This is a genomic window from Nocardia cerradoensis NBRC 101014 (genome assembly GCF_000308535.1).
Classification (GTDB): Bacteria; Actinomycetota; Actinomycetes; order Mycobacteriales; family Mycobacteriaceae; genus Nocardia; species Nocardia cerradoensis.
On record NZ_BAFW01000170.1, the window covers coordinates 1 to 22841 of the forward strand.

Annotated in this window: 21 protein-coding genes; 3 read left to right on the plus strand and 18 right to left on the minus strand. The window is 69.2% G+C overall.

The features are described 5' to 3' along the window. The 3 genes from ON23_RS17725 to dapA all read right to left on the minus strand — a co-directional run. Nucleotides 1-590, minus strand: a 590-nt coding sequence (locus tag ON23_RS17725) for a TIGR03085 family metal-binding protein (RefSeq protein WP_039779543.1), incomplete at its 3' end; no start/stop codon positions are given. Between the two features lie 133 nt (nt 591-723). Then, nucleotides 724-2799 (minus strand): RNase J family beta-CASP ribonuclease, encoded by a 2076-nt coding sequence (locus ON23_RS17730; protein ID WP_039779528.1) that lies wholly within the window; start codon nt 2797-2799, stop codon nt 724-726. Then, a complete protein-coding gene (dapA, locus tag ON23_RS17735; RefSeq protein ID WP_039779529.1) occupies nt 2796-3704 on the minus strand; it encodes a 4-hydroxy-tetrahydrodipicolinate synthase in 909 nt (302 codons plus the stop codon). The genes ON23_RS17730 and dapA overlap by 4 nt, the downstream gene beginning before the upstream one ends. A gap of 147 nt (nt 3705-3851) precedes the next feature. Between dapA and ON23_RS17740 the strand changes: the two genes are divergently transcribed. Beyond that, nucleotides 3852-4298 (plus strand): hypothetical protein, encoded by a 447-nt coding sequence (locus ON23_RS17740; RefSeq protein ID WP_039779530.1) that lies wholly within the window; start codon nt 3852-3854, stop codon nt 4296-4298. Between the two features lies 1 nt (nt 4299). Here ON23_RS17740 and ON23_RS17745 read toward each other — a convergent pair whose 3' ends face one another. The 9 genes from ON23_RS17745 to ON23_RS17785 all read right to left on the minus strand — a co-directional run bounded on the left by ON23_RS17745 (nt 4300) and on the right by ON23_RS17785 (nt 13397). Continuing rightward, entirely contained in the window at nt 4300-5331 is a 1032-nt protein-coding gene (locus ON23_RS17745) for a DUF8320 family protein (protein ID WP_086006936.1), read from the minus strand. Then, nucleotides 5321-6622: a sensor histidine kinase gene (locus tag ON23_RS17750; protein ID WP_167331868.1), complete on the minus strand. Its 1302-nt coding sequence runs from the start codon at nt 6620-6622 to the stop codon at nt 5321-5323. Before ON23_RS17750 ends, ON23_RS17745 begins: the two co-directional genes overlap by 11 nt. Next, nucleotides 6586-7242, minus strand: coding sequence for a response regulator transcription factor (locus ON23_RS17755; protein WP_039779531.1), 657 nt, complete (start codon nt 7240-7242; stop codon nt 6586-6588). Before ON23_RS17755 ends, ON23_RS17750 begins: the two co-directional genes overlap by 37 nt. A 125-nt stretch (nt 7243-7367) precedes the next feature. Beyond that, nucleotides 7368-7820, minus strand: coding sequence for a flavodoxin family protein (locus ON23_RS17760; RefSeq protein ID WP_030513190.1), 453 nt, complete (start codon nt 7818-7820; stop codon nt 7368-7370). 30 nt (nt 7821-7850) lie between these two features. Beyond that, nucleotides 7851-8339: a hypothetical protein gene (locus ON23_RS17765; RefSeq protein ID WP_039779532.1), complete on the minus strand. Its 489-nt coding sequence runs from the start codon at nt 8337-8339 to the stop codon at nt 7851-7853. Beyond that, nucleotides 8336-9091, minus strand: coding sequence for a 4-hydroxy-tetrahydrodipicolinate reductase (gene dapB, locus ON23_RS17770; RefSeq protein WP_039779533.1), 756 nt, complete (start codon nt 9089-9091; stop codon nt 8336-8338). The genes ON23_RS17765 and dapB overlap by 4 nt, the downstream gene beginning before the upstream one ends. Before the next feature lie 184 nt (nt 9092-9275). After that, a complete protein-coding gene (locus ON23_RS17775) occupies nt 9276-10391 on the minus strand; it encodes an alcohol dehydrogenase catalytic domain-containing protein (protein WP_039779534.1) in 1116 nt (371 codons plus the stop codon). Between the two features lie 321 nt (nt 10392-10712). Further along, on the minus strand, nt 10713-12059 hold the full coding sequence (locus ON23_RS17780; RefSeq protein WP_051042821.1) for a pentapeptide repeat-containing protein: 1347 nt from the start codon (nt 12057-12059) through the stop codon (nt 10713-10715). Nucleotides 12060-12191: 132 nt separating this feature from the next. Beyond that, the gene (locus ON23_RS17785; RefSeq protein WP_039779535.1) at nt 12192-13397 is read right to left on the minus strand and encodes an MFS transporter; all 1206 of its coding nucleotides are present in this window, start codon (nt 13395-13397) and stop codon (nt 12192-12194) included. Between the two features lie 96 nt (nt 13398-13493). On the opposite strand from ON23_RS17785, the gene ON23_RS17790 reads away from it, so the two are divergent. Then, nucleotides 13494-13838 carry an ArsR/SmtB family transcription factor gene (locus ON23_RS17790; protein ID WP_039779537.1) on the plus strand — a complete coding sequence of 115 codons (345 nt, stop codon included), beginning with the start codon at nt 13494-13496 and terminating at the stop codon, nt 13836-13838. Nucleotide 13839: 1 nt separating this feature from the next. On the opposite strand, the gene ON23_RS17795 is transcribed toward ON23_RS17790, so the two are convergent. The 4 genes from ON23_RS17795 to ON23_RS17810 all read right to left on the minus strand — a co-directional run bounded on the left by ON23_RS17795 (nt 13840) and on the right by ON23_RS17810 (nt 19421). Continuing rightward, nucleotides 13840-15156 carry a M16 family metallopeptidase gene (locus tag ON23_RS17795; protein WP_039779547.1) on the minus strand — a complete coding sequence of 439 codons (1317 nt, stop codon included), beginning with the start codon at nt 15154-15156 and terminating at the stop codon, nt 13840-13842. A gap of 181 nt (nt 15157-15337) precedes the next feature. Then, the gene (locus ON23_RS17800) at nt 15338-17623 is read right to left on the minus strand and encodes a polyribonucleotide nucleotidyltransferase (protein WP_039779539.1); all 2286 of its coding nucleotides are present in this window, start codon (nt 17621-17623) and stop codon (nt 15338-15340) included. Nucleotides 17624-18027: 404 nt separating this feature from the next. Next, entirely contained in the window at nt 18028-18297 is a 270-nt protein-coding gene (gene rpsO, locus ON23_RS17805) for a 30S ribosomal protein S15 (protein ID WP_036503331.1), read from the minus strand. 140 nt (nt 18298-18437) lie between these two features. Next, complete coding sequence (locus tag ON23_RS17810) at nt 18438-19421, minus strand: bifunctional riboflavin kinase/FAD synthetase (protein WP_039779540.1); 984 nt, start codon at nt 19419-19421, stop codon at nt 18438-18440. Between the two features lie 388 nt (nt 19422-19809). Here ON23_RS17810 and ON23_RS17815 point away from each other — a divergent pair, with 388 nt between their 5' ends. Next, nucleotides 19810-20472 (plus strand): metal-dependent transcriptional regulator, encoded by a 663-nt coding sequence (locus ON23_RS17815; protein ID WP_051042822.1) that lies wholly within the window; start codon nt 19810-19812, stop codon nt 20470-20472. 64 nt (nt 20473-20536) lie between these two features. Here the strand turns inward: ON23_RS17815 and ON23_RS17820 are convergent, their stop codons facing one another. After that, the gene (locus tag ON23_RS17820; RefSeq protein ID WP_039779542.1) at nt 20537-21598 is read right to left on the minus strand and encodes a tartrate dehydrogenase; all 1062 of its coding nucleotides are present in this window, start codon (nt 21596-21598) and stop codon (nt 20537-20539) included. Then, on the minus strand, nt 21598-22841 hold a 1244-nt coding region (locus ON23_RS17825; RefSeq protein ID WP_039779548.1), incomplete at its 5' end, for an NAD-dependent succinate-semialdehyde dehydrogenase. The genes ON23_RS17825 and ON23_RS17820, both read right to left, overlap by 1 nt.

Consider the following 22841-nt stretch of genomic DNA (forward strand, 5'->3'; position numbering starts at 1 on the left):
ACATCGTCGACACCGCCGGCGGCGTCGACGCGGACCTCGTTGCGGCCGAACGCGTGAAGCAGCAGTTCGGAGGGCTGCCCGGTGAGTACCACCGCATCGCCGCCGACGTTGTGCGCCGTCACGCGTTCGCCCTCCGGCGTCGCCAGCACGACGGTGACCGGGGACTTGCGATACGCCATCCGCGCCATCCGCCGCGTCGCCGACCACAACTTGCGCTCGTCCTCGGCCGGCAGCGGGCGCGGCTTCCATTCGGGGTCGGCGCGGCGCACGTCCTCGTGGTGCACGAACATCTCGGTCAGGTTGACCACGGCATCGACCGGCTTCAGCGGCGACCACCACGGCGGCCCGGTGCGGATCTGCTCCAGCAGCTCGGTGAACGGCTTCTCCGACACCTTCGCCTGCACCGAATCCAGGTATCCCGCAAGGGGTTTCAGCAGGATCCCCGGTGCGGCCGCGGGATGGCGCTCCCGTACCACCAGATGCGCGGCCAGGTCGTGCACCGTCCAGGTGCCGCACAGGGTCGGGGCGTCGGGACCGACCGCCGTCATGGTCGACACCAGGGCCCGGCGTTCCCGTTGAGCCATACTCATGGGCCGAGCGTAATGGGTCGGAGCCGGAGGAGGTAGGGAGCGCGACGACGCGGGTGTTCCCCTGCGCTCCATCGGCACTGCGTAGCGGTCCCACCCAGGTTCATCACTGTGGGCGGGGCCACATCCGGCAGTCTCAGACGCCCATCACGGTCGGCACGATCATCGGGCGACGGCGGTAGGTGTCGGCGACCCAGCGACCCACCACGCGCCGCACACCCTGCGCGATGCGGTGTGTATCGGTGACGCCCTCCCCGGCCAGCCGCAGCAGTTCGGCCTCCACCAGCTCCTGAGCACCCAGCAGCGCACCCGGATCATCGGAGAAACCGCGGCCGCTGACCTCCGGCGTGCTGACCGCCTTACCGGTGGTCTCGTCGACGACCACGGTGATCGCGATGAAACCGCCCTCACCGAGCACCAGACGATCCGACAGCGTCGACTCGCCGACGTCACCGACCGACAGCCCGTCGACGTACACCTGCCCGACCGGGTAGCGGCCGACGATCGAGGCGATTCCGTCGACCAGGTCGACCACCACACCGTCCTCGGCGAGCATGACTCGCTCCTCGGGCACGCCGGTCGCCACCGCGAGCGCGGCGTTGGCCCGCAGATGCCGCCACTCCCCGTGCACCGGCATGGCGTTGGTGGGGCGGACCGCGTTGTACAGGTACAGCAGCTCACCGGCCGAAGCGTGCCCGGAGACGTGCACCTTCGCGCTCTGCTGGGTCACCACGGTGGCGCCCAGCCGGGCCAGGCCGTTGACCACCGCGAACACCGCGTTCTCGTTGCCCGGGATCAGCGAGGAGGCCAGCACCACGAGATCGTCGGCGCGGATGTTGATTTGACGATGGTCGCCGCGCGCCATCCGTGACAGCGCCGAGAGCGGTTCGCCCTGCGAGCCGGTCGAGATCAGCACCAGTTTGTGCACGGGCAGATTCGCGGCCTGATCCAGATCGACCACGATGCCCTCGGGAATGTTCAGATACCCGAGATCCTGCGCGATCTGCATATTGCGGACCATCGAACGCCCGACGAAGCACACCCGGCGGTTGTAGCGCTGGGCCACATCGACGACCTGCTGGATCCGATGGACGTGGCTGGCGAACGAGGCCACGATGACACGGCCCTTGGCCTTGCCGATCACACTGTCGAGGACCGGGCCGATCTCGCGTTCCGGGGTGACGAAGCCGGGCACCTCGGCATTGGTCGAATCGACCAGGAACAGGTCCACGCCCTCGTCACCGAGGCGGGAGAACCCGGCCAGGTCGGTGAGGCGGCCGTCGAGCGGCAGCTGATCGAGCTTGATGTCACCGGTGTGCAGGGCCAGCCCGGCCGGCGTGCGCACCGCGACCGCGATGGCGTCGGGAATGGAGTGGTTGACCGCGAAGTACTCGCAGTCGAACGGGCCGTGGGTGGTCCGCTGGCCCTCGGTGACCTCGATCAGCCTGGGCTGCAAGCGATGTTCGCGGCATTTCGCGGCGACCAGCGCGAGGGTGAATTTCGAGCCCACGACCGGGATGTCGGGCCGCAGCCGCAGCAGGAACGGCACGGCGCCGATGTGGTCCTCGTGACCGTGGGTCAGCACCACGGCGGCGACCTCGTCGATGCGGTCCTCGATGGGCCGGAAGTCCGGCAGGATCAGGTCGACGCCGGGCTGCTGATCCTCGGGGAACAGCACACCGCAGTCGACGATCAGCATCGCGCCGCCGTATTCGAACACGGTCATATTGCGGCCGATTTCGCCGATGCCGCCGAGCGCGTAGACGCGCAGGCCCTGCTTCGGCAGCTTGGGCGGCAGGCCGACCGGCAATCCCGTCGAAACAGGTTGCGGCGCGGACTGTTCCGCACGCCCCCGGCTGCCCGACTGGCGGCCTCGGCCGGAACGTCGGGAACGGCCCCGGTCACCGGCCTGGTCGCCACGCTGGGCAGGAGCCGATTCACGCTGCGCGGGAGCCGATTCACGCTGCGCGGGAGCCGATTCACGCTGTGCGGCGGGAGCGGTTTCGCGCTTCGGCGCGGACGCGGTCTCGCGCTGCCCGGTGGCAGCGCCACGCTCGGCGGCCGGTTCGGCACGCGCCGGCTCCGGCGGCGAAACCTGTTGCACCGCAGGCTTTTCGGGCTCCACCCGCGGCGCGGGCGGCGGCGCCGGAGCCGGTGCTCCCGCCGCTCGGCTCGCGGTCCGGCGCGGACGACGGTTCACCGGTTCACTCATGCAAGCACCCCTGCCAGCCGCAGTTCGGCGACGATCGATTCCAAATTCACACCTACGGGCATCAGCTGCGGCAGCCGCGGCTCGCCGACTTCCATTCCGAGCAACCGCAACGACGACTTGATCAGGGCCACGCCACCGACACGGGCCATCGCACGGTTGACGGGCAACAGGCCGGCGTTGATGTCGCGGGCCAGCGTCACCTCACCGGCCGCATACGCATCGCGCAACTGCACCAGCCGCTCCGGCACCAGATGGCCGATCACACTGATGAATCCGACCGCCCCCACCGACAACCACGGCAGATTGAGCACGTCGTCGCCGGAGTAGTACGCCAGTCCGGTGTCGGCGATCAGTTCCGCTCCCGCGCCCAGGTCGCCCTTGGCGTCCTTCACCGCGACGATATTCGGATGTTCGGCCAAGCGCCGCAGCGTATCCGGGGCGATCGGCACGATCGAGCGCGGCGGAATGTCGTACAGCGTCACCGGCAGATCGGTCGCATCGGCGACGGCCGTGAAATGCGCCAGCAGACCTTCCTGCGAGGGGCGCGAGTAGTACGGCGTCACCACCAGCAAACCGTGCGCACCCGCGCGCTCGGCGTTGCGGGCGAGCTCGATGCTGTGCGCGGTGTCGTAGGTGCCGGCGCCCGCGATGACGGTGGCGCGGTCGCCCACGGCGTCGACGACGGCGTGCAGCAGGTCGAACTTCTCCGATTCGGTGGTGGTCGGCGATTCTCCGGTGGTGCCGGAGATGGCGAGCAGGTCGACACCACGGTCGACCAGGCGTGCGGCCAGGGCGACGCCGGCATCGACATCGAGCTTGCCCTCGGCGGTAAAGGGGGTCACCATCGCGACACCGACCGTGCCGGACGCGCGCAGCCCTGTTCGCGTCGATTCACCGTTCGTCATGGTCAGAAAGGCTACCCGTTCGCGGATACGACACCGAACCGTCGTCCGTGATATCGGCGGACATTCCGGTCACATTCCAGCAATGACGGCACCAGTGACGGCACAGCGCCGCTAGCGAGATGTCACATCTGACGTCATACTGATGTCATGGATCTGAACAAGTACACCGCCCGGCTGCGCGACGATCTGATCGCCGCGGCCGCCCTGGGCGACGAGAAGACCCAGGCCACCGCCGCCGCATTGGCCGCCGCCACCGAGAATTCGCTGCGGCTGACGTTGCTCGCCGCGCTCTCGGATCTGGCGGACGAGGTAAATGCCACCCTCGACGATCGCACCGTGCACGTCTCGCTGTCGGGGACCGACGCGCAGGTGGAGGTGCGCCGCACGGCCTCGGAGGAGTCGCATCCGACCTTCGAGGAGATGACCGGCGACATCAGCCGCGTCACCCTGCGCATGGTCGAGAATTTGAAGGCCCGCGCCGAGGAGGCCGCTACCCAGAGCGGTCAGTCGCTGAACTCCTGGCTCGCCGGTGCGGTACAGGGCGCCCTACGCGACCAGATGCGCAAGGGCGGCCCCGGCCGCTGCGACAGCTGAATCAGTCCATCACCGTCACGGTGCCGGTGGGGCCGATCTCGATGCGGCGGTCCCGATCAGGCGCCTGCGCGAGGACCGTCGACAGCACCCGCCGCCCCGGCGGCAGGATGCGCACCGTCACCGAGCCGGCGTTCGCCGCGTCCAATTCCCTGGTGGCGACGTCGATGACGCGCTCGCGCAACCATTTCGGCGCATCGGTGAAACCGCCGTCGTCGAGGAGCACGACCTCCACCCCGCGCGCCCGCGCACCCCGCGCGGCGCCGCTGAGTTCCTCGGTCACCAGGTGTGGGGCGCGCAGGCCGTCGCGCAGTTCCGCCTCCAGCAGCCGGCACTGTTCGCGTTCACCGACGGTGAGGACCGCGCCGTCGGCGATGCGTTCCAGGATCGGGCGGGCCACCCGGTCCAGGCGCTCCAGCTGGCGGGTGCGTTCGCCGTCCGCGGCCGCCATCGTCGCCTCGGCGGCGGCCTGGGCGCTGGCCTCCTCGCGCAGCATCCGCAGCGAACGCTGGGTGGGCCGCATGATCTGCGCGAACACCGAGATGGCGATGACGGTGCCGATCGGCACGATCGCCGCGACGATCGCGCTCGCGCTCAGCCAGGCCCGCGCGCCGTCCACACCGATGACGACCGCGACTCCGGCCACGCCCAGCCACGCCGTGCCCATCCGGCCCCGCAGCACCAGCACGGCCAGCACATACGAGGTCGCGAAGGTGGTCCACACCATGTGCCGGGTTTCCGGTGTGCCGGGATCGGCCGAGGTGAGTGCGGTGGCGACCGGCCCGGCGGCGGCGACGAAGATCGTGACGGTCCAGGGCAGCGGATCGCCGGGGGCCACCAGCACCAGCGCACCGGCTACCACCATCACGATCAGCGCGGTCACCGCCGGCAGCGCATTCGTGGTGTCGAGGTTGCGGACCATGTAGAGGGTGATGGTCACTTCGAGCAGGACCAGGAACAGCCATGCGGTACCGCCGCGCAATCCCAGCAGCTCGCGCAAGCCGAACGCTTGTTCCCGACCGGTTTCAGTGCGCACCGTCACCACCCCAGACCAAGGTCACCGCGGTGCCCTCCCCCGGTTGCGATTCCACGAATCCGGCGCCGCCGGCCAGCTGGCGCATGCGGCCCAGAATGCTCACCGAGATGCCGAGCCGGTCCGCGGAGACCGCGTTCGCATCGAATCCCGCGCCGTCGTCGGCGAAGACGACCCGGATGCTGCCCGCGCTGATCGTGCAGGTCACCGTGCGCGTCACCGCGTGACCGGGCACCGCGGCGTGGCGCAGACTGTTGCGGACGGCCTCGGCCAGGGCGGCGGCGAGGGTGCGCGCGGCGGCGGCCGGCATGCGCAGGTCGTCGAAGCCCGGCCAGGTCCTGGTGGTGAAGCGAATACCGGCGTTCACCTCGTGCACCGAGGCGCGCAGAAAGTTCACGGCCGCACGGGCGTCGAGCACATCGGGTTCGCGTGATTCGACCCGGATCTCGTCGAGTTGGTCCAGGGTGCGTTCGGCCTGCCGCCGTAACACATCCGAGGGTTCGCTGCCGCGCGAGGCGTCCAGCAGCGTGGACAGGACGGCGTCGTGGATGAGGGCGGCGAAGCGGGCGCTCTCGTTGTCGCGTGCCGCGGCCGCGGCGGCTTCGGCGGCCTGCCTGCTCGCCGCCACCGATTCGCGGTCCACCCGGGCCGCGGCCGACAGCGCCGAGACCACACACCACAGGAACAGCGCCGACAACCCGACCGCGCGGGCGAACGCGCTGAGTACCGACGCCGCCGTGAACTGTTCCGCCAGATAGATATTCGTCAGCGCGACGGCCGCCGACCCGATCAGCAGATAGGCCACCGCGACGAGCGCCGGCCACGCCAGCGTCGCCGCGAGCACCCCGAGCGGCAGCATCCGGTACAGCCACACCGAATTCGCGCCGATGCTGTGGGTGTCGAGTCCGATCAGCATGGTCGCCACCGCGGACAGGAAGGCCACCGCGGCGCAGCCCGACACCAGCCGGATGGTGCGCGGGCTCGACCGGATCGACACCAGAGCCAGTACCGGGAACAGTCCGAACGCGAGCGCCCCGGCGGCCGGCGTCCACCAGGTGGGAGTGAACTGCGCCTGCTCGGTGATCTCCGGAACGTCGGCGAGCCCCATGATCACCCCGCCCGCGCCGACCGAGAGGCCCAGCCGGCGCATGACGCGCTCCACCGCGGGAGTATCGGTGCGCACCTGAGCCCGGCTGGGAACCCGGATGCGGGCCGCGGCCGCGGTGCGGGCGAAGATTCCGGGTGCGTCGACCGCGATCATGCCTGGTTGTTGCGCTCGGGCACCGGCAGCCACCCGTCCTCCACCGCACGCTTGTAGAGGTCGGTCTTGGTGGGCGCCGGGCGACCGGCGTCGGCGTACTTCTGGCGGATCCGGCCCAGATAGTCGTTGACGGTCTGTTCCGAGAGCCCGGTCAGCCGCGCCACCCGCGAGGCCTTCTCACCGGACGCGTAGAGGGTCAGCACCTCCTGCTGGCGCGGGCTCAGGCCGACATCGGGCAGCTGCGGATCACCGTCGATGGCGGCGGCCCAATCGGTGGTGACCACCTGTTCGCCGCTCGCGGCGGCGCGCACCGCGGCGACCACGGTCTGCACATCCTCGGATTTGCGCACCACGCCCAGCACCCCGGCCCGCGCGGCCGAGCGCACCAGGAACGGGTTGTCGGCTCCGGTGAACACCAGCACCTCGAGCCCGCGATCGCGCAGGGCCTGGACGTTGGACTGCGGGGTGGAGCCGTCGGCGAGCCGCAGGTCGAGAATCACCAGGTCCAATTCCGGTGCCGCCGACAGCAGTTCGGACACCGTGCCGGCGGTGATGACCAGTTCCAGATCGCTTTCGCCGGCCAGCATGCTGGCCAGGCCGAGTGCGACCGACTCGTGGTCCTCGACCAGACCGATCCGCCGCGATGGCGTCATATGGTCCTCACCCTTCCCGAAACCCGAACACCACACCGCGCCCCACCCGGGGGCGCGACGTCCTGCCGTCGAGTATGACGGTGCCGGTGATATCCGTGTGAGACACCAGAAATCGGGTCATCGGCTCACGCGGTCAACTGCGCCGCGATGGTCGCCCCCAGTTCCCAGCACTTTTCCCGGTCGTCCTTGCCGGGCTGACCGGTGACGATCACCGGTGCGGCGGCCTGCTGCCATCCCATCCCGGTCGTCACGGTCGTGATGCTGCGCTCGGCCCCCTCGGTGCCCTGATTGCCGTGGATGTACACCCCGAACGGCCGCCCGCGGGTGCTGTCCAGGCACGGATAGTAGAAGGTGTCGAAGGCGTGTTTGAGCGCGCCCGACATATAGCCCAGATTGGCCGGCGTGCCCAGGACGTAGCCGTCGGCGGCGAGCACATCGCTCGCGGTCACCGCCAGTGCGGCCCGCCGCACCACCTCGACGCCCTCGATCTCGGGGTCGGTCGCGCCCGCGACCACCGCTTCGAACATGTCCTGCAGGAAGGGCGAAGGCGTGTGGTGGATGATCAGCAACGTCGGCATCCAGGCGAGCCTAGTGGGGCCGGCGGGGTGTCAGGACCCGGTCCGGCGTTCGACGCGCTCGAGTTCCACGGCGCGGCGCATGGTGTCGCGGGCGCGGGAGCGGTCGCCGGCGTAGTCGTAGGCGCGGGCGGCGCGGTAGTTGGTGCGCCAGTTGTCGGGGTCGGCTTCCCACTCCTTCTTGACCTGCTCGAACAGCTCGTCGGCCGCGGCCTTCTCGAGCCGGCCGGAGGGGCGGCGAGGCAGCTCGGAGACGTCGAGTTCCAGGCCCTCGTCGTGGATGCGCCGGGCCAGATGCTGATGAGCGAGCGCGGCGCGAATGCTGGTGGCCACCACCCACACTCCGAGGATCGGCAGGATCAGCACGCCCACGCCCATCGCGACGGCGGCGGCCTTGCCCGAGGTCATCAGTTCGATCGCGATCCGGCCCAGCAGCAGGAAGTAGAAGGCCAGCGCGACGACCAGAAAGGCGATGAAGGCGACGATGCGCAGCACCTGCCGCCCGCTGTCGCGCTCCTTCACAGGTCCAGCAGCGGATCGAGCCCGACGGTGAGTCCCGGGCGGGCACCGATCTGCCGCACGCCGAGCAGCACGCCCGGGGCGAAGGAGGTGCGGTCGATCGAGTCGTGGCGGATCGTGAGCGTTTCGCCCTGGGTGCCGAACAGCACCTCCTGGTGCGCGACCAGTCCGGCCAGCCGTACCGAATGTACCCGCACTCCGTCGACGCTCGCCCCGCGCGCACCGTCGAGTTCGGTGGTGGTCGCATCGGGACTCGGGCCCACACCGGCCTGTTTGCGGGCCTCGGCGATGATGCCGGCGGTCCGGTAGGCGGTACCGGAGGGCGCGTCGGCCTTGTTCGGATGATGCAGTTCGATGACCTCGACCGAATCGAACCAGCGCGCGGCCTGTTCGGCGAACCGCATCGACAGCACCGCGCCGATGGCGAAATTGGGGGCGATCAGCACGCCCACCTCGGGATTGCCCGTGAGCCAGGAACGCACCTGACCGAGCCGGGACTCGTCGAAGCCGGTGGTGCCGACCACGGCGTGAATACCGTGTTCCACCAACCATTTCAGATTCGGCATCACCACATCGGGATGGGTGAAGTCGACCACGACCTGGGCGCCCGCCTCGGTGAACACCTCCAGTGCGTCGTCCTTGTCGACGCCGGCGACCAACTCCAGGTCGTCGGCGGCTTCGACCGCCGCGCAGATCGCCTGCCCGACCTTGCCCTGCGCGCCGAGTACGCCCACCCGGATCCGGTTCGTCGCCACCGTGAACTCCTCACATACCGTTCGATGCCGTTGCGCTCAGAGCCTATCGGCACGGGTGCCGGCCGCCGCCACACCGGTCACCCGGAAGTCGCGTGCGTCACCCGGCGCGACCACCGAGACCGATGGCAGCCGCGCGGGCGTGTCGTCGTCTCGATCCGATCGGCGACCCGCAGCGTCCGACGCGTCAGTCGAAGATGATCACCTGACGCAAGGCGTGCCCGGCGGCCAGCTCGTCCATGGCGTGGTTGATCTCGTCGAGCCGGATGCGCGAGGACACCAGCCGTTCGACCGGCAGCCGGCCCTCCCGCCACATCCGCACGTATTCGGGGATGTCGCGCGCCGGAACCGCCGAGCCGAGATAGCTGCCCACGATCGACCGTCCCTGCGCGACCAGACCGAGCGGTGAAATACTCGCGCGCGCTTCGGGATTCGGCAGGCCGACGGTCACCGTGGTGCCGCCCGGCGCGGTGGCGGCGACCGCGGTCTCGAAGGCCCGCACATTGCCCGCGGCCTCCACCACGACCTCCGCCGCGATTCCCCGCTCGGCCACCTCCGCCGGGGTGTAGACCTGCGTGGCGCCCAATTCCTTTGCCAGCGTCAGCTTTTCGGGCACCGTATCGACGGCGATGACCTCGGCGCCGAGGCTGTCCCGCAGCGACGCGGCCACCAGCACGGCGGCCATACCGACGCCACCGAGACCGACGACCATGATGCGGTCGCCCACGCCGGGCCGGGCCGAATTCAGCAGCGCTCCCCCGCCGGTGAGGACCGCGCAGCCGAGGACCGCGGCGACCTCCGGCGGCACGTCATCGTCGACCGGAACCACCGAGCGCCGATCCACCACGGCATGGGTGGCGAATCCGGAGACGCCGAGATGATGGTGCACGGGCCCGTTCGCATCGTGCAGCCGCCGCCCGCCGCCCAGCAGCTCGCCCTCGTTGTTGGCGACGCTGCCCGGTATGCACGGGGTGCGCCCGTCGGTGGCACAACCCTCGCACTGCCCGCAGCGCGGCAGGAAGGTCATCACGACGCGCTGACCGACTCGCAGATCGCTGTCACCGGGGCCCACCTGCTCGACCCGTCCGGCCGCTTCGTGCCCGAGCAGCATCGGCACCGGCCGCACCCGGTTTCCGTCGACCACCGACAGGTCCGAATGGCACAGCCCGGCCGCCTCGATCCGGACCAGCAACTCGCCCGGCCCCGGCTCCGCCAACTCCAGATCCTCGATCACGATCGGGGTCGAATCGGCGTAGGGAGTCGGGTCGCCGATCCGCTCCAGCACAGCACCACGAATCTTCATGGCACCGACGGTACCGGGAGAGCGCCGAGCCGAGTACCGCCTCAGCCCGACCCCACCGTCCGGAGCCGCCGCGGGCACGGCGCGCGGGCGCCCACCCGCACCGTATCGCCTTCGGCTCCGGCGAGTGCGCACGAGCGGCGACAGTCTCGATGCGGCGACAGTCTCGATACCGGTGCCTCCGAATCGCCGTTGGCGCCGGACGCCTCGGCCGCCTTGGGCCGGATGACAGCGGAAGCCTCGCGAGCACGGGGCCCCGACCGACGCAGACCGGTTGACCGGGCGCCGGAACGGAAGAGGTGAGAACCGGCCGCAGTTACCTACTCATGCGTCCGGTTGTCCCGCGACGACAGGGCCGGCGCCGTCAGGATCTCGCACGCCCTCCAGCGCCGGGGTCTCCTCCGGCGTCGCGGGGCCGAACGGGCAGCCGGGGATCGCAGCACCCTCGGTCGACACGCTGCCGCGACAGGTGACGCCACGGAAATCGGCGTGCGGCGAATCACCATCGGCGCCGATGCGGGCGTGGTCGAACACCGTGCGGGAGGCATCGAAACGAGTGTTGGCGAACGTGATGTGCGAACCGCGGATCACGGCGTCGTCGAAACGGGTGACCGCGCCCGCGAAGCGGACGTCGTCGACATGTGTTCGGCCGCCCTCGAAGCGGGTCTCCCGGAAATCCGTCATGTCGGCCCCGAAGCTCGCGCCACTGAACGACGTCGATTCCCCGGCGAAGCGGGCGCGCAGGAATCGTGTCCCCGGACCGAGGAATTCGGCGCCGGTGAAGTCGGCACCCCGGTGGAAGACCGCGTCCACGAAACTCGTTCCGGCCCTGGCGGTGTGGTCGGTATAGGCGGTGGTGGCGAAGTGCGTGTTGTGGAACAGCACATCGTTGTCGAATTGTGCGGCATGGAAGGTCACATGCTGACCGACGAATTTGACGTCGGTGAAGTTGGCCGAGCGGCTACCGGTGAAACGCGCGCCGCGCAGATGCGTATGCCGGCCGGCGAAGACCGCCCCACGGAAGTCCACATCCTCGAGCACCGCATCGTCGAAGTTGAAATAATATGAGGACCAAGATATTTCGGCCGTGGGACGAAGGCGCGAGGCGATCACCGCGACGATGGTTCGGCGCACTTCACGATCGTTCTGACGCAGTTGGTAGGCCCGCTCCACCTGAGAGCTTCCCGCCTCCTCGGTGACCTTGCGAGAGCTCAGGTGGGTGGCGCCCTCATCGGGGTCGTAGGGCAGCCGCAGATAGCCGCACAGCACGTCGATGCACTGCTGCCGCATGCCACGCGCGGCGAATTCGTCGGCCACTCCGGCCATCGCGTAGACGCCCGCCATGCGCACCGCGACATCGGCACTGCCCAGTTGCGCCGCCGCGGCGCCGAACAGTTGCGCGAAGCGGCCGCGTTCGTTGTCGCGCTGTTTGCGATAGGCCACGACCAGGGCCACCGCACCGCCGACGCCGGCCGAGACCGACAACGCGATCTTCGTCAGGTCCAGCTGATTCGGCGTATCGGCCTTCGCGCCGAGCACGAGCCACAGGGCCCACCAGGCGATACCCGCGATCGCCAAGCCGCCGAGCACCACCGTGACGACCGATACCAGCAGTGCCGAGCGCTGTATCCGCTGAGCCTGCCGCTGCAGAAAAGTCCCCCGCCGAGCCATGGGCGCATAGTAACGAGAATTCGAATCCGCCACAGTTTCCGCGGGATTCGGCCCCGGCGCGGCGCGACGATGCGGCGCCCACCTTCCGGCTGGGCGCCGCATCGCCTTGTCCGGCAACCTGTTTCGCGGCGATCAGGCCGCCGCGCGACTCCCGCGCACACCGATCGCGGCCGCGGTCAGGCACGCCAGCGCGACCACCACCACGAACCACGGGAAGATCGTGCCCATCCCCCACTGGGTGGCGGCCCAGCCGGCCAGGACGGTCGGCAGCGCCATCGCGGTATAGGCCAGCAGGTAGTAGGCGGACATGGTCTCGCCGCGCTTGTGCTGCGGCACCACATTCGACAGATGCCGCAGCGATCCGCCGAAGCCCAGGCCGAAGGTGGTGCCGAGCAGGACCCCGGCCAGCAGGACGACCACCCAGTTGTGGGTCGCCAGCGCCGGAATGGTCAGCAGCAGGGCGATCGCCATCCCGGTGTCACCGCCGATAGCCGCGCGACGTGCCGGAATCGCGGTCGCGAACAGCTGAGCCAGGGCCCCGGCCGTCGCGGTGGAGGCGACGACGGCACCGCCGAAGACCACGTTGTGCACGCCGGTCTTCTCCGCGGCCAGCGAGGGATACAGCGACAGCAGCACACCGAGCACCGACCAGGCCGCCATCACGCCGAGCGCCGAGAACCAGAAGTCGGCCCGGATCTCCTGCGGCACGGCCGGTTTCGCGATCCGGATCGGACCCGACATCCGCGCGGTGTGGGTTTCGGTCATCACCACCACGCCGACGCCGATCAGCAGGCACAACACCGTGATCACCACATACGGCGTGCGCAGCGGATGCGGGACGTACTGCGCCAGCAGCGCCGAACCCAGAATGGCCACGGCCATACCGACATTGAAGGCCACACCGGTCAGCTGTCCCGATCGCGCACCGTGCTGCGGACGCAGATCCAGCAGTGCCGCCGCCCCGGCGACGACGGTGGCACCGACGGCAACACCGTGCAGCGCCCGCGCCACCAGCAGCATCGCGACGTTGTCGGCGAACAGGAAGACGATCAGCCCGATCACCATCGTGGCGAGCGCGCCCAGCAGCACCGGCTTGCGGCCGACCACATCGGAGATCTTGCCCGACACCAGCACCGCGGCCAGGGCGGCGACGGCGTAGACGGCGAAGACGATGGTGGTGGTCAGCGGCGAGAAATGCCATTCCTTCTGGTACAGGCCGTAGAGCGGGGCGGGAACACCGGACACACCGAGCGCGACTCCACTGGCGACCAGAATCAGTGCATAGGCCCAGGACTGCGTGGTCCGCTGAGCCGGTGCAACCGTGACAGTTGCGGCCATCGATTCTCTCCATCAGGTAAGTTTGATTGCGATCGAACTCAACCACCGTAGCGATGGTTTGATTCCCATCAAACCGAATTTCCCGTGAGAAAGATCATGAGCGACAGCAACAAGACCGTGGAATCGCATCCGGTCGCCACCGTGCAGGAGGTGCTCGGCGCCCTGCACGACCCGGTACGACTCGAGATGGTGCGCAGGCTCAGCAATGCCGGCGGCCCGGTGCGCTGCGGCATGCTCTACGACACCATCAACAAATCGACCGCGACCCACCACCTGAAGATCCTGCGCGAGGCCGGGGTCACCGAACGCATCGTCGCCGACGGCCAGACCTATGCCCGGCTGCGCTCCGAGGAGGTCGAGCACGCCCTGCCCGGACTGCTCGCGGCGGTGGTGGGCGCCGCCAATCGCGCGGACGACTCCGGCGCCGCACCGCGCGACTGACTCAGTCCACCAAGCGCTTCACCGCACCGGGCAGATCGCGCGCGCGCCGATACGGCCCCGCCACCGAGGCCGCGTACGGCCGCGCCAGCAGGGTGCGGGCGATCGCGGAGACCTCCGCGGTGGTGACGGCATCGATGCGCGCCAGCGTCTCCGAGACGCTGCGGTGATTGCCGTAGCTGAGTTCGCTGCGGCCGATGCGGTTCATCCGGGAGCCGGAATCCTCGAGGCCCAGCACCAGCCCACCGCGCAACGATCCCTTGGCCCGGGCACATTCGGCGTCGGTGATCCCGTTCGCGGCCACCTCTTCCAGCACCTCGCGCGCCAACGTCGTCACCTCGGCCAGGTTCTCCGGCTGACATCCCAGATACACCGAGAACGCGCCGGTGTCGGCGAAGGTGTCGACACTGGAGTACACCGAATACGCCAGGCCGCGTTCCTCCCGGATCTTCTGGAAGAGGCGGGAACTGAGCCCGCCGCCGAGCACGGTGTTCAGCACCGACAGCGGCCAGCGCTTATGCCCTTCGTGCCGGCCGAACGCGCGCACCCCGAACACCAGATGCGCCTGCTCGCTGTCGCGGTAGGTCCACTGCAGCTGCGGTGACGTGCGCTTGCGGAAGTGGCCCTCCCGGCGCGGCGCCGGTTCCCGCAACGGATCGAGCCGGTCGGCGAACGCGCGGTGCACCAGCTCCACGGTGTGTTCGTGCTCGATATTGCCGGCCACCGCCACCACCATCCGGTCCGGACGGTAGCGCCGCAGATGGAACCCGCGCAGCTGCGCGGCCGTCATCTGCTCGATCGAGTCGACGGTGCCGATCACCGGCCGCCCGATCGGATGATCACCGAACAGCGCGGTCAGGAACGAGTCGCCGACCAGATCCTCCGGATCGTCGTCGCGCATCGAGATCTCCTCGAGCACCACCTGACGTTCCACGTCGACGTCGATCGGACGGCACAGTCCGTTCAGCACCACGTCGGAGACGACGTCGACCGCGAGCGGCAGATCGTCGTCCAGTACGTGCGCGTAGTAGCAGGTCTGCTCCTTGGCGGTGAAAGCGTTGAGTTCTCCGCCGACCGCGTCGACGGCCTCGGCGATGTCCAGCGCCGTCCGGGTCGGAGTCGCCTTGAACAGCAGGTGTTCCAGGAAGTGCGCGGCGCCGGCCACGCTGGGACCCTCGTCGCGCGAACCCACACCCACCCAGACGCCGATCGATGCCGATCGCACGCCGGGCACATGTTCGGTGACCACCCGCAATCCGCCGGGCAGGACCGTACGCCGCACCCCCGTGTCGGAGAACGAACCGTCCTCGGCGAGCACCAGCGAAGAGCCCCCCTGCTCGAGGGCGAGCAAGGGGGCGTCGGCGCTGGGGGTCTTCGCCGGAGTCCTCGCGCGCGAGGCTTGCTTCGTCTTCGGCGCGCGAGCTGTGCTGCCCGGCGCGCGCGTGGAAACCGAGGGTTTCGCGGCGCGCGCCGAGGACTTCTTCTTCGTCACATCCAACTATTTACTCGGCCGCGGCCTCGGCTGCAGCCGGAGCCTCGTCGGCGGCGGGGGCGGATGCCTCTGCTGCCTCTTCTTCGGCGACCGGGACCAGCGAGATCTTGCCGCGGTTGTCGATATCGGCGATCTCGACCCGGATCTTGTCGCCGACGTTCACCACGTCCTCGACCTTGCCGACCCGCTTGCCGTTGCCCAGCTTCGAGATGTGCACCAGACCGTCGCGGCCCGGCAGCAGCGAGACGAAGGCGCCGAAGGCGGTGGTCTTGACGACCGTGCCCAGGAAGCGCTCGCCGACCTTCGGCAGCTGCGGGTTGGCGATGGCGTTGATCGCGTCGATCGCGGCCTGCGCCGACGGGCCGTCGGTCGCGCCGACGAACACGGTGCCGTCGTCCTCGATGGAGATGTTGGCGCCGGTGTCCTCGGTGATCTGGTTGATGACCTTGCCCTTGGGCCCGATCACCTCGCCGATCTTGTCGACCGGGATCTTGATCGCGGTGACGCGCGGCGCGTAGGGGCTCATCTCGTCCGGGGTGGCGATGGCCTCGGCCATCACGTCCAGGATGGTCAGGCGCGCGTCGCGAGCCTGGTTCAGCGCACCCGCCAGCACCTTCGACGGAATGCCGTCGAGCTTGGTGTCCAGCTGCAGCGCGGTGACGAAGTCGCGGGTACCGGCGACCTTGAAGTCCATATCGCCGAAGGCGTCCTCGGCGCCGAGGATGTCGGTCAGCGCGACGTAGCGGGTCTCCGACTCACCGTTGTCGCCGGCGACCTCGTCGGATACCAGACCCATGGCGATACCGGCGACCGGCGACTTCAGCGGCACACCCGCGTTCAGCAGCGACAGCGTGGAGGCACACACCGAACCCATCGAGGTGGATCCGTTGGAGCTCAGCGCTTCCGACACCTGACGGATGGCGTAGGGGAACTCCTCCTGGCTCGGCAGCACCGGCACCAGCGCCCGCTCGGCGAGCGCGCCGTGGCCGATCTCACGCCGCTTGGGCGAGCCGACGCGGCCGGTCTCACCGGTGGAGAACGGCGGGAAGTTGTAGTGGTGCATGTAGCGCTTGCTGGTCTCTGGCCCGAGCGAATCGACCTGCTGGGCCATCTTCACCATGTCGAGGGTGGTGACGCCCAGGATCTGGGTCTCGCCGCGCTCGAACAGCGCCGAACCGTGCGCCCGCGGCACCACGGCGACCTCGGCGGACAGCGCCCGGATATCGGCCAGGCCACGCCCGTCGATGCGGAAGCCGTCGGACAGGATGCGCTGGCGCACAAGCTTCTTGGTGACCGAGCGGAACGCCGCGCCGATCTCCTTCTCGCGGCCCTCGAAGTCCTCGGTCAGCGCCGAGAGCACCTCGAGTTTGATCTCGTCGATGCGCTCCTCGCGCTCCTGCTTGCCGGCGATCGACAGCGCTTCGCTCAGCGGGTTCTTCGCGGTGCCCTCGACCGCGGTGTAGACGTCGGCCTCGTACGGCGGGAAGAGCGGGAAGTCCTCGGTGGGCTTGGACGCCAGCGCCGCCAGATCGGCCTGCGCCTTGCACAGTCGCGCGATGAACGGCTTGGCCGCCTCGAGGCCTTCGGCCACAACGGTTTCCGTCGGCGCCTGCGCGCCGTCCTCGACCAGGGCGATGACCTTCTCGGTCGCCTCGGCCTCGACCATCATGATCGCGACGTCACCGGATTCGACGACGCGGCCGGCGACGACCATGTCGAACACGGCCTCTTCGAGCTGCTCGACGGTCGGGAACGCGACCCACTGGCCCTGGATCAGGGCCACCCGCACACCGCCGACCGGACCCGAGAACGGCAGTCCCGCAATCTGAGTCGAGGCCGAGGCCGCGTTGATGGCGACCACGTCGTAGAGATCGTTGGGGTCCAGGCTCATCACCGTGACCACGACCTGGATCTCGTTGCGCAGGCCGTCGACGAACGACGGGCGCAGCGGACGGTCGATCAGGCGGCAGGTCAGGATCGCGTCGGTGGAGGGGCGGCCCTCGCGACGGAAGAACGAGCCGGGGATGCGGCCCGCGGCGTACATGCGCTCCTCGACGTCGACCGTCAGCGGGAAGAAGTCGAACTGGTCCTTGGGGTGCTTACCGGCCGTGGTGGCCGACAGCAGCATGGTCTCGTCGTCCAGGTAGGCGACGACGGAGCCGGCGGCCTGCTTGGCCAGACGCCCGGTCTCGAACCGGACGGTGCGGGTGCCGTAGCTCCCGTTGTCGATCAGGGCCACCGATTCGAACACACCGGGTTCGACCTCGATGGCGGAGCTCGTCTGGGATTCGGTCATATTTCTGTCTCAACCTCTCGTCTCGCCGGATCGAACGCCCTCGCGGCGCGATCCGGCTGGGTGTCCCTGCGCTGGTTCTCCCTGCCCGGAGGCAGCGGCTTCCCTGCACAGGGGCAGCCGTACCCGGGTTCGGGCGCGCGACAGCCCTCCTGGCTGTGGCGCGACACCCGGCCGATCCCCCATGGAACCGGCGACGCGGAGGCGGTCATCGATCGAAGCCCGCCGGCAACTCTCGCCGAAAGGCCACTACCGAAGACCGACGCCACGCGTGCGGGTGCATACGGCTGGTGCGGTGCCGATATACGACTAGCCGACGGGGAGATTCTATGCCTCCCCATCGGCTGCGCGTTAACTACCTGTGATTGTCAGCGCGTCTGTCTCGCGTCCGTGCGGGCGCGAACAGATCAACGCCGCAGTCCGAGCCGCTCGATCAGCGAACGGTAGCGCTCGATGTCCTTGTCCTGCAGGTACTTCGACAGGCGCCGACGGCGACCGATCAGGCCCAGCAGGCCGTGGCGGGTGTGGTGATCGTGCTTGTGCACCTTCAGGTGCTCGGTGAGGTCGGAGATCCGCTTGGACAGCAGCGCGATCTGGGCCTCCGGCGAACCGGTGTCCTTCTCGTGCAGGCCGTACTCCTTGAGGATGGCCGACTTCTGCTCGGTGGTCAGAGCCACGAAACACTCCTTGATTCTCAGTCCGCGCTCGAGGAAACCGGGAAATCCCGGGCGGGCGCCACCGCGGACCGCAGCAGACCCGACGAACCAGCCTACCGGATCTGCGCGGCCGGACCGAATCGGGCCGGTCCGGCCCGCGCTCAGCGCTGCGCTTCGCTCGCCTCGGCGGCCGCGAGCACCTGCCGCGTCTGCTCCACGTCCTCGCCCATGGCCCGGACCAGATCGTCGATCGAGTCGAAGCGGCGCATACCGCGCAGATGCTGAACGAAATCGACCGCGACATGCTGGCCGTACAGATCCGCCTCGGTATCCAGGACGAAGGCCTCGACGGTGCGGGTGCGGCCGGAGAAGGTCGGATTGGTACCCACCGAGATCGCGGCCATGGCCCGCTTGCCCGGACGCGTGACGCCGACCGTCTCACCGGCGGCCAGCACGGTGAACCACCCCGCGTACACGCCGTCGGCCGGGATCGCCGCATGCATCGGCGGAGCCACGTTGGCGGTCGGGAAACCGAGTTCGCGACCGCGACCGTCGCCGTGGACCACGACACCCTCGACCCGATGCGGACGCCCGAGCGCGTCGGCCGCCGCGGCCATGTCACCGGCGTCGACACAGGCGCGGATGTAGGTGGAGGAGAAGGTGACCGCGTGTTCGCCGACCAGCTTCACACCGTCGACCTCGAAACCGAACCGGCCGCCCAGCTCGCGCATGGTCTCCACGGTCCCGGCCGCCTTCTTGCCGAAGGTGAAGTTGTCGCCCACCACGACCTCGGCGACATGCAGCTTCTCGACCAGCAGGTCGTGCACGTAGCGGCCCGGGGTGAGTTTCATGAAGTCCTGGGTGAACGGCATCACCAGGAACACATCGATACCGAGTTCCTCGACCAGCTCCGCGCGCCGGGTCAGCGTGGTGAGCTGCGCCGGATGCGATCCGGGACGCACCACTTCCATCGGATGCGGGTCGAAGGTCATGAGAACCGAGGGAACACCGCGCACCGCAGCGGATTTCACCGCACGGCTGATCAATTGGGCGTGACCGCGGTGCACACCGTCGAACACGCCGATGGTGAGCACACACCGGCCCCAGTCCGGTGGCATTTCCTCGAGACTTCGCCATCTCTGCACACACCGAAGCCTACGCAAGCACGGTCACGAACCGGGATTCGGCGGGGCGGTTGTTCACCCGACCGTCACCCACCCGCGGCGGCCCGCGTGGTTACGCGGGCTGCCTCCTCCGGCCGCGTCGCTCCCCCCGCTGTGTTCGATGGCGGGGTCCGCGGCGGCCTCCGTGGTTACGCAGGCTGCCTCCTCCGGCCGCGTCGCTCCCCCCGCTGTGTTCGATGGCGGGGTCCGCGGCGGCCTCCGTGGTTACGCAGGCTGCCTCCTCCGGCCGCGTCGCTCCCCCCGCTAAGCTCGATACGTGCCCGGAAAACGTGATGTCGCCACCCGGCGTGAGCTGGCAGATTCCGCTGCGTCACAACCCGATGGGGGCGCGGCCGGGCGCGCGGCGAATGTGGCTCCCTCACTGTCCTCGGTCGCTCAGGATTATCTGAAGGTGATCTGGAGTGCGCAGGAGTGGTCGCAGGAGAAGGTGTCGACCAAACTGCTGGCCGAGCGGATCGGGGTGTCGGCGTCGACGGTGTCGGAGGCGGTGCGCAAACTCGCCGATCAGGGCCTGGTCGAACACGCCCGCTACGGCGCCATCACACTCACCGACAACGGCCGCCGGGCCGCCGTCGCCATGGTGCGCCGCCACCGGCTGATCGAAACCTTCCTGGTCAGCGAGCTCGGCTACGGCTGGGACGAGGTGCACGACGAGGCCGAGGTGCTCGAGCACGCGGTGTCGGAAACCCTGGTCGAACGCATCGACGCCAAACTCGGCCATCCCGACCGCGATCCGCACGGCGACCCGATTCCCTCCGTCGACGGCGCGGTCCCCACCCCGCCCGCCCATCAGCTCAGCGACTTCCAGGCCGGCCAGTCCGGCCGGGTGGCGCGCATCTCCGACTTCGATCCCGCCATGCTGCGGTATTTCGATTCGGTCGGCATCGCGCTGGACACCGTGATCACCGTGGTGGAGCGGCGCGATTTCGCCGGTACCATCGCCGTGCGGATCGGCGAGCAGACCATCGATCTGGGAAGCCCTGCGGCAGAAGCGATCTGGCTGACCTCCTGACCGCGCCCCGGCACCTCCGGGCCACGGCAGCGCAACAGCGCCTGACGCCGCGGCGTATCGCCCCCTACTGCGTGACGAGGGCAGCGGCCCGCTCGGCGATCGCGGTGCCGAGATCGGCCGTCGTCGCCGTACCCCCCAGATCCGGTGTGAGGACCTCCCCCGCGGCCAGCACATCGCAGACCGCGCGGTCGACGGCGGCGGCCGCCGCGGATTCACCCAGGTGGTCGAGCATCATCGCGCCGGCGAGGATCTGCGCCACCGGATCGGCGATACCCATCCCCGCGATATCGGGTGCGCTGCCGTGCACCGCCTCGAACATCGAGGGCGCGTCGCGCTCGGGATTGATATTGCCCGACGGGGCGAGCCCGAGCCCTCCGGTCACGGCGGCGGCGAGGTCGGAGAGGATGTCGCCGAACAGATTCGAACCGACGATCACGTCGAGCCGATCCGGATGCAACACGATCTCGGCGGCCAGCGCGTCCACATGCATCTGCCGCGTCTCGACGTCCGGATACTCGGCGGCGATCCGCTCGAATACGCTGTCCCAGTACGGCATCGAATGTATGAGGCCGTTGGATTTGGTGGCCGAACACAGTCTGCGGTCGCGGCGGCGCGCCTGTTCGAAGGCGTACCGGATGATCCGTTCACATCCGGTACGGGTGAATATCGATTCCTGTACCACGAATTCGTCGGGCCGCCCGGGGTTGTGCATTCCCCCGATCGCGGAATACTCGCCCTCGGAATTCTCCCGCACGATGAGAATGTCGAGATCGTCCGGGCCGCGCCCGCGCAACGCGGATTCGGTGCCGGGCAGCAGCCGGACCGGGCGCAGATTCACGTACTGCCCGAAGGCGCGGCGCAGCGGGATCAGCAGACCCCACAGCGAAATATGGTCGGCGACACCGGGAAATCCCACCGCGCCGAGCAGAATCGCGTCGAAATCGGCCAGTTGCTGCGGTCCGTCGTCGGGCATCATGGCGCCGGTGCGCAGATATTGCTCACAGGACCAATCGAATTCGGTCCAGGCGATGCCGGGCAGCACCGCGTCGAGAACCTTGACCGCCTCGGCCGTGACGTCCACGCCGATACCGTCGCCGGGAATGGTGGCAATGCGATACATCGGCATCACAGTGCCACACCGATGTATTTGGTCTCCAGGAATTCGTCGATGCCGCCGAAGCCGCCCTCGCGTCCGAGACCCGATTCCTTCACCCCGCCGAACGGTGCCGCGGGATTCGACACCACGCCCTGATTGAGTCCGACCATTCCGGTGTCGAGCGCCTCGCTCACCCGCAATCCGCGCCGCAGATTCTCCGTGAACACATACGCCACCAGTCCGTACGGGGTGTCGTCGGCGCGTTCGATCACCTCGTCCTCGGTGTCGAAGACCGCCAAACCCGCCACGGGACCGAAGATTTCGGTGCCGAACATCGCGGCGTCGTCCGGGACGCCGGTCAGCACCGTGGGCGGATAGAAATATCCGGAGCCCTCGGCAGCGGTGCCGCCGAGCAGGACGGTGGCGCCGCGCCGGCGCGCGTCGGCGACCAGTTCCGACACCTTCGCCACGGCGGCGGCGTCGATCAGCGGTCCGACCACCACGCCCGGATCGGCGCCGGGTCCCATGGGCAGCGCCGCCATCCGCTCGGTGAAGCGGCGGGTGAACTCCTCGGCGATGCCGCGCTGCAGATAGATCCGGTTCGCCGCGGTGCAGGCCTGACCGATATTGCGCATCTTCGCCGCGAGCGCACCCTCGACCGCAGTATCGAGATCGGCGTCGTCGAACACGATCAGGGGCGCGTTGCCACCGAGTTCCATCGAGGTGCGCATGACCGATTTCGCGCACTGTTCCAGCAGGATCTTGCCGACTGCGGTGGATCCGGTGAACGACAGCTTCCGGGAGCGTGGGTCGGCGATCATCGCGCCGGTCACCGCCGCCGGATCGGAGGTGGTCACGACATTGACCACCCCGTCGGGAACACCTGCGACGGACAGTATCTCGGCGATCGCCAGAGTGCACAGCGGCGTCTGCTCGGCGGGTTTGACGACACAGGTGCAGCCCGCGGCCAGCGCCGGGCCGATCTTGCGGGTCGCCATCGCCATCGGGAAGTTCCACGGGGTGATCAGGATGCTCGGACCGACGGGCCGGCGCGCCACGACGAAGCGGGACCCGCCGGTGGGCGCCGGCATGTATCCGCCGTCCAGCCGCACCGCCTCCTCGGCGAACCAGCGGAAGAACTCCGCCGCGTACGCGACCTCGCCGCGGGCCTCGGCCAGCGGCTTGCCCATCTCGGCGGTGGCGATGCGGGCGAGCCGCTCGGTGTCGTCGAGCAGCGCCCGGTGGGCGCGCATCAGGATCTCGGACCGCGTTC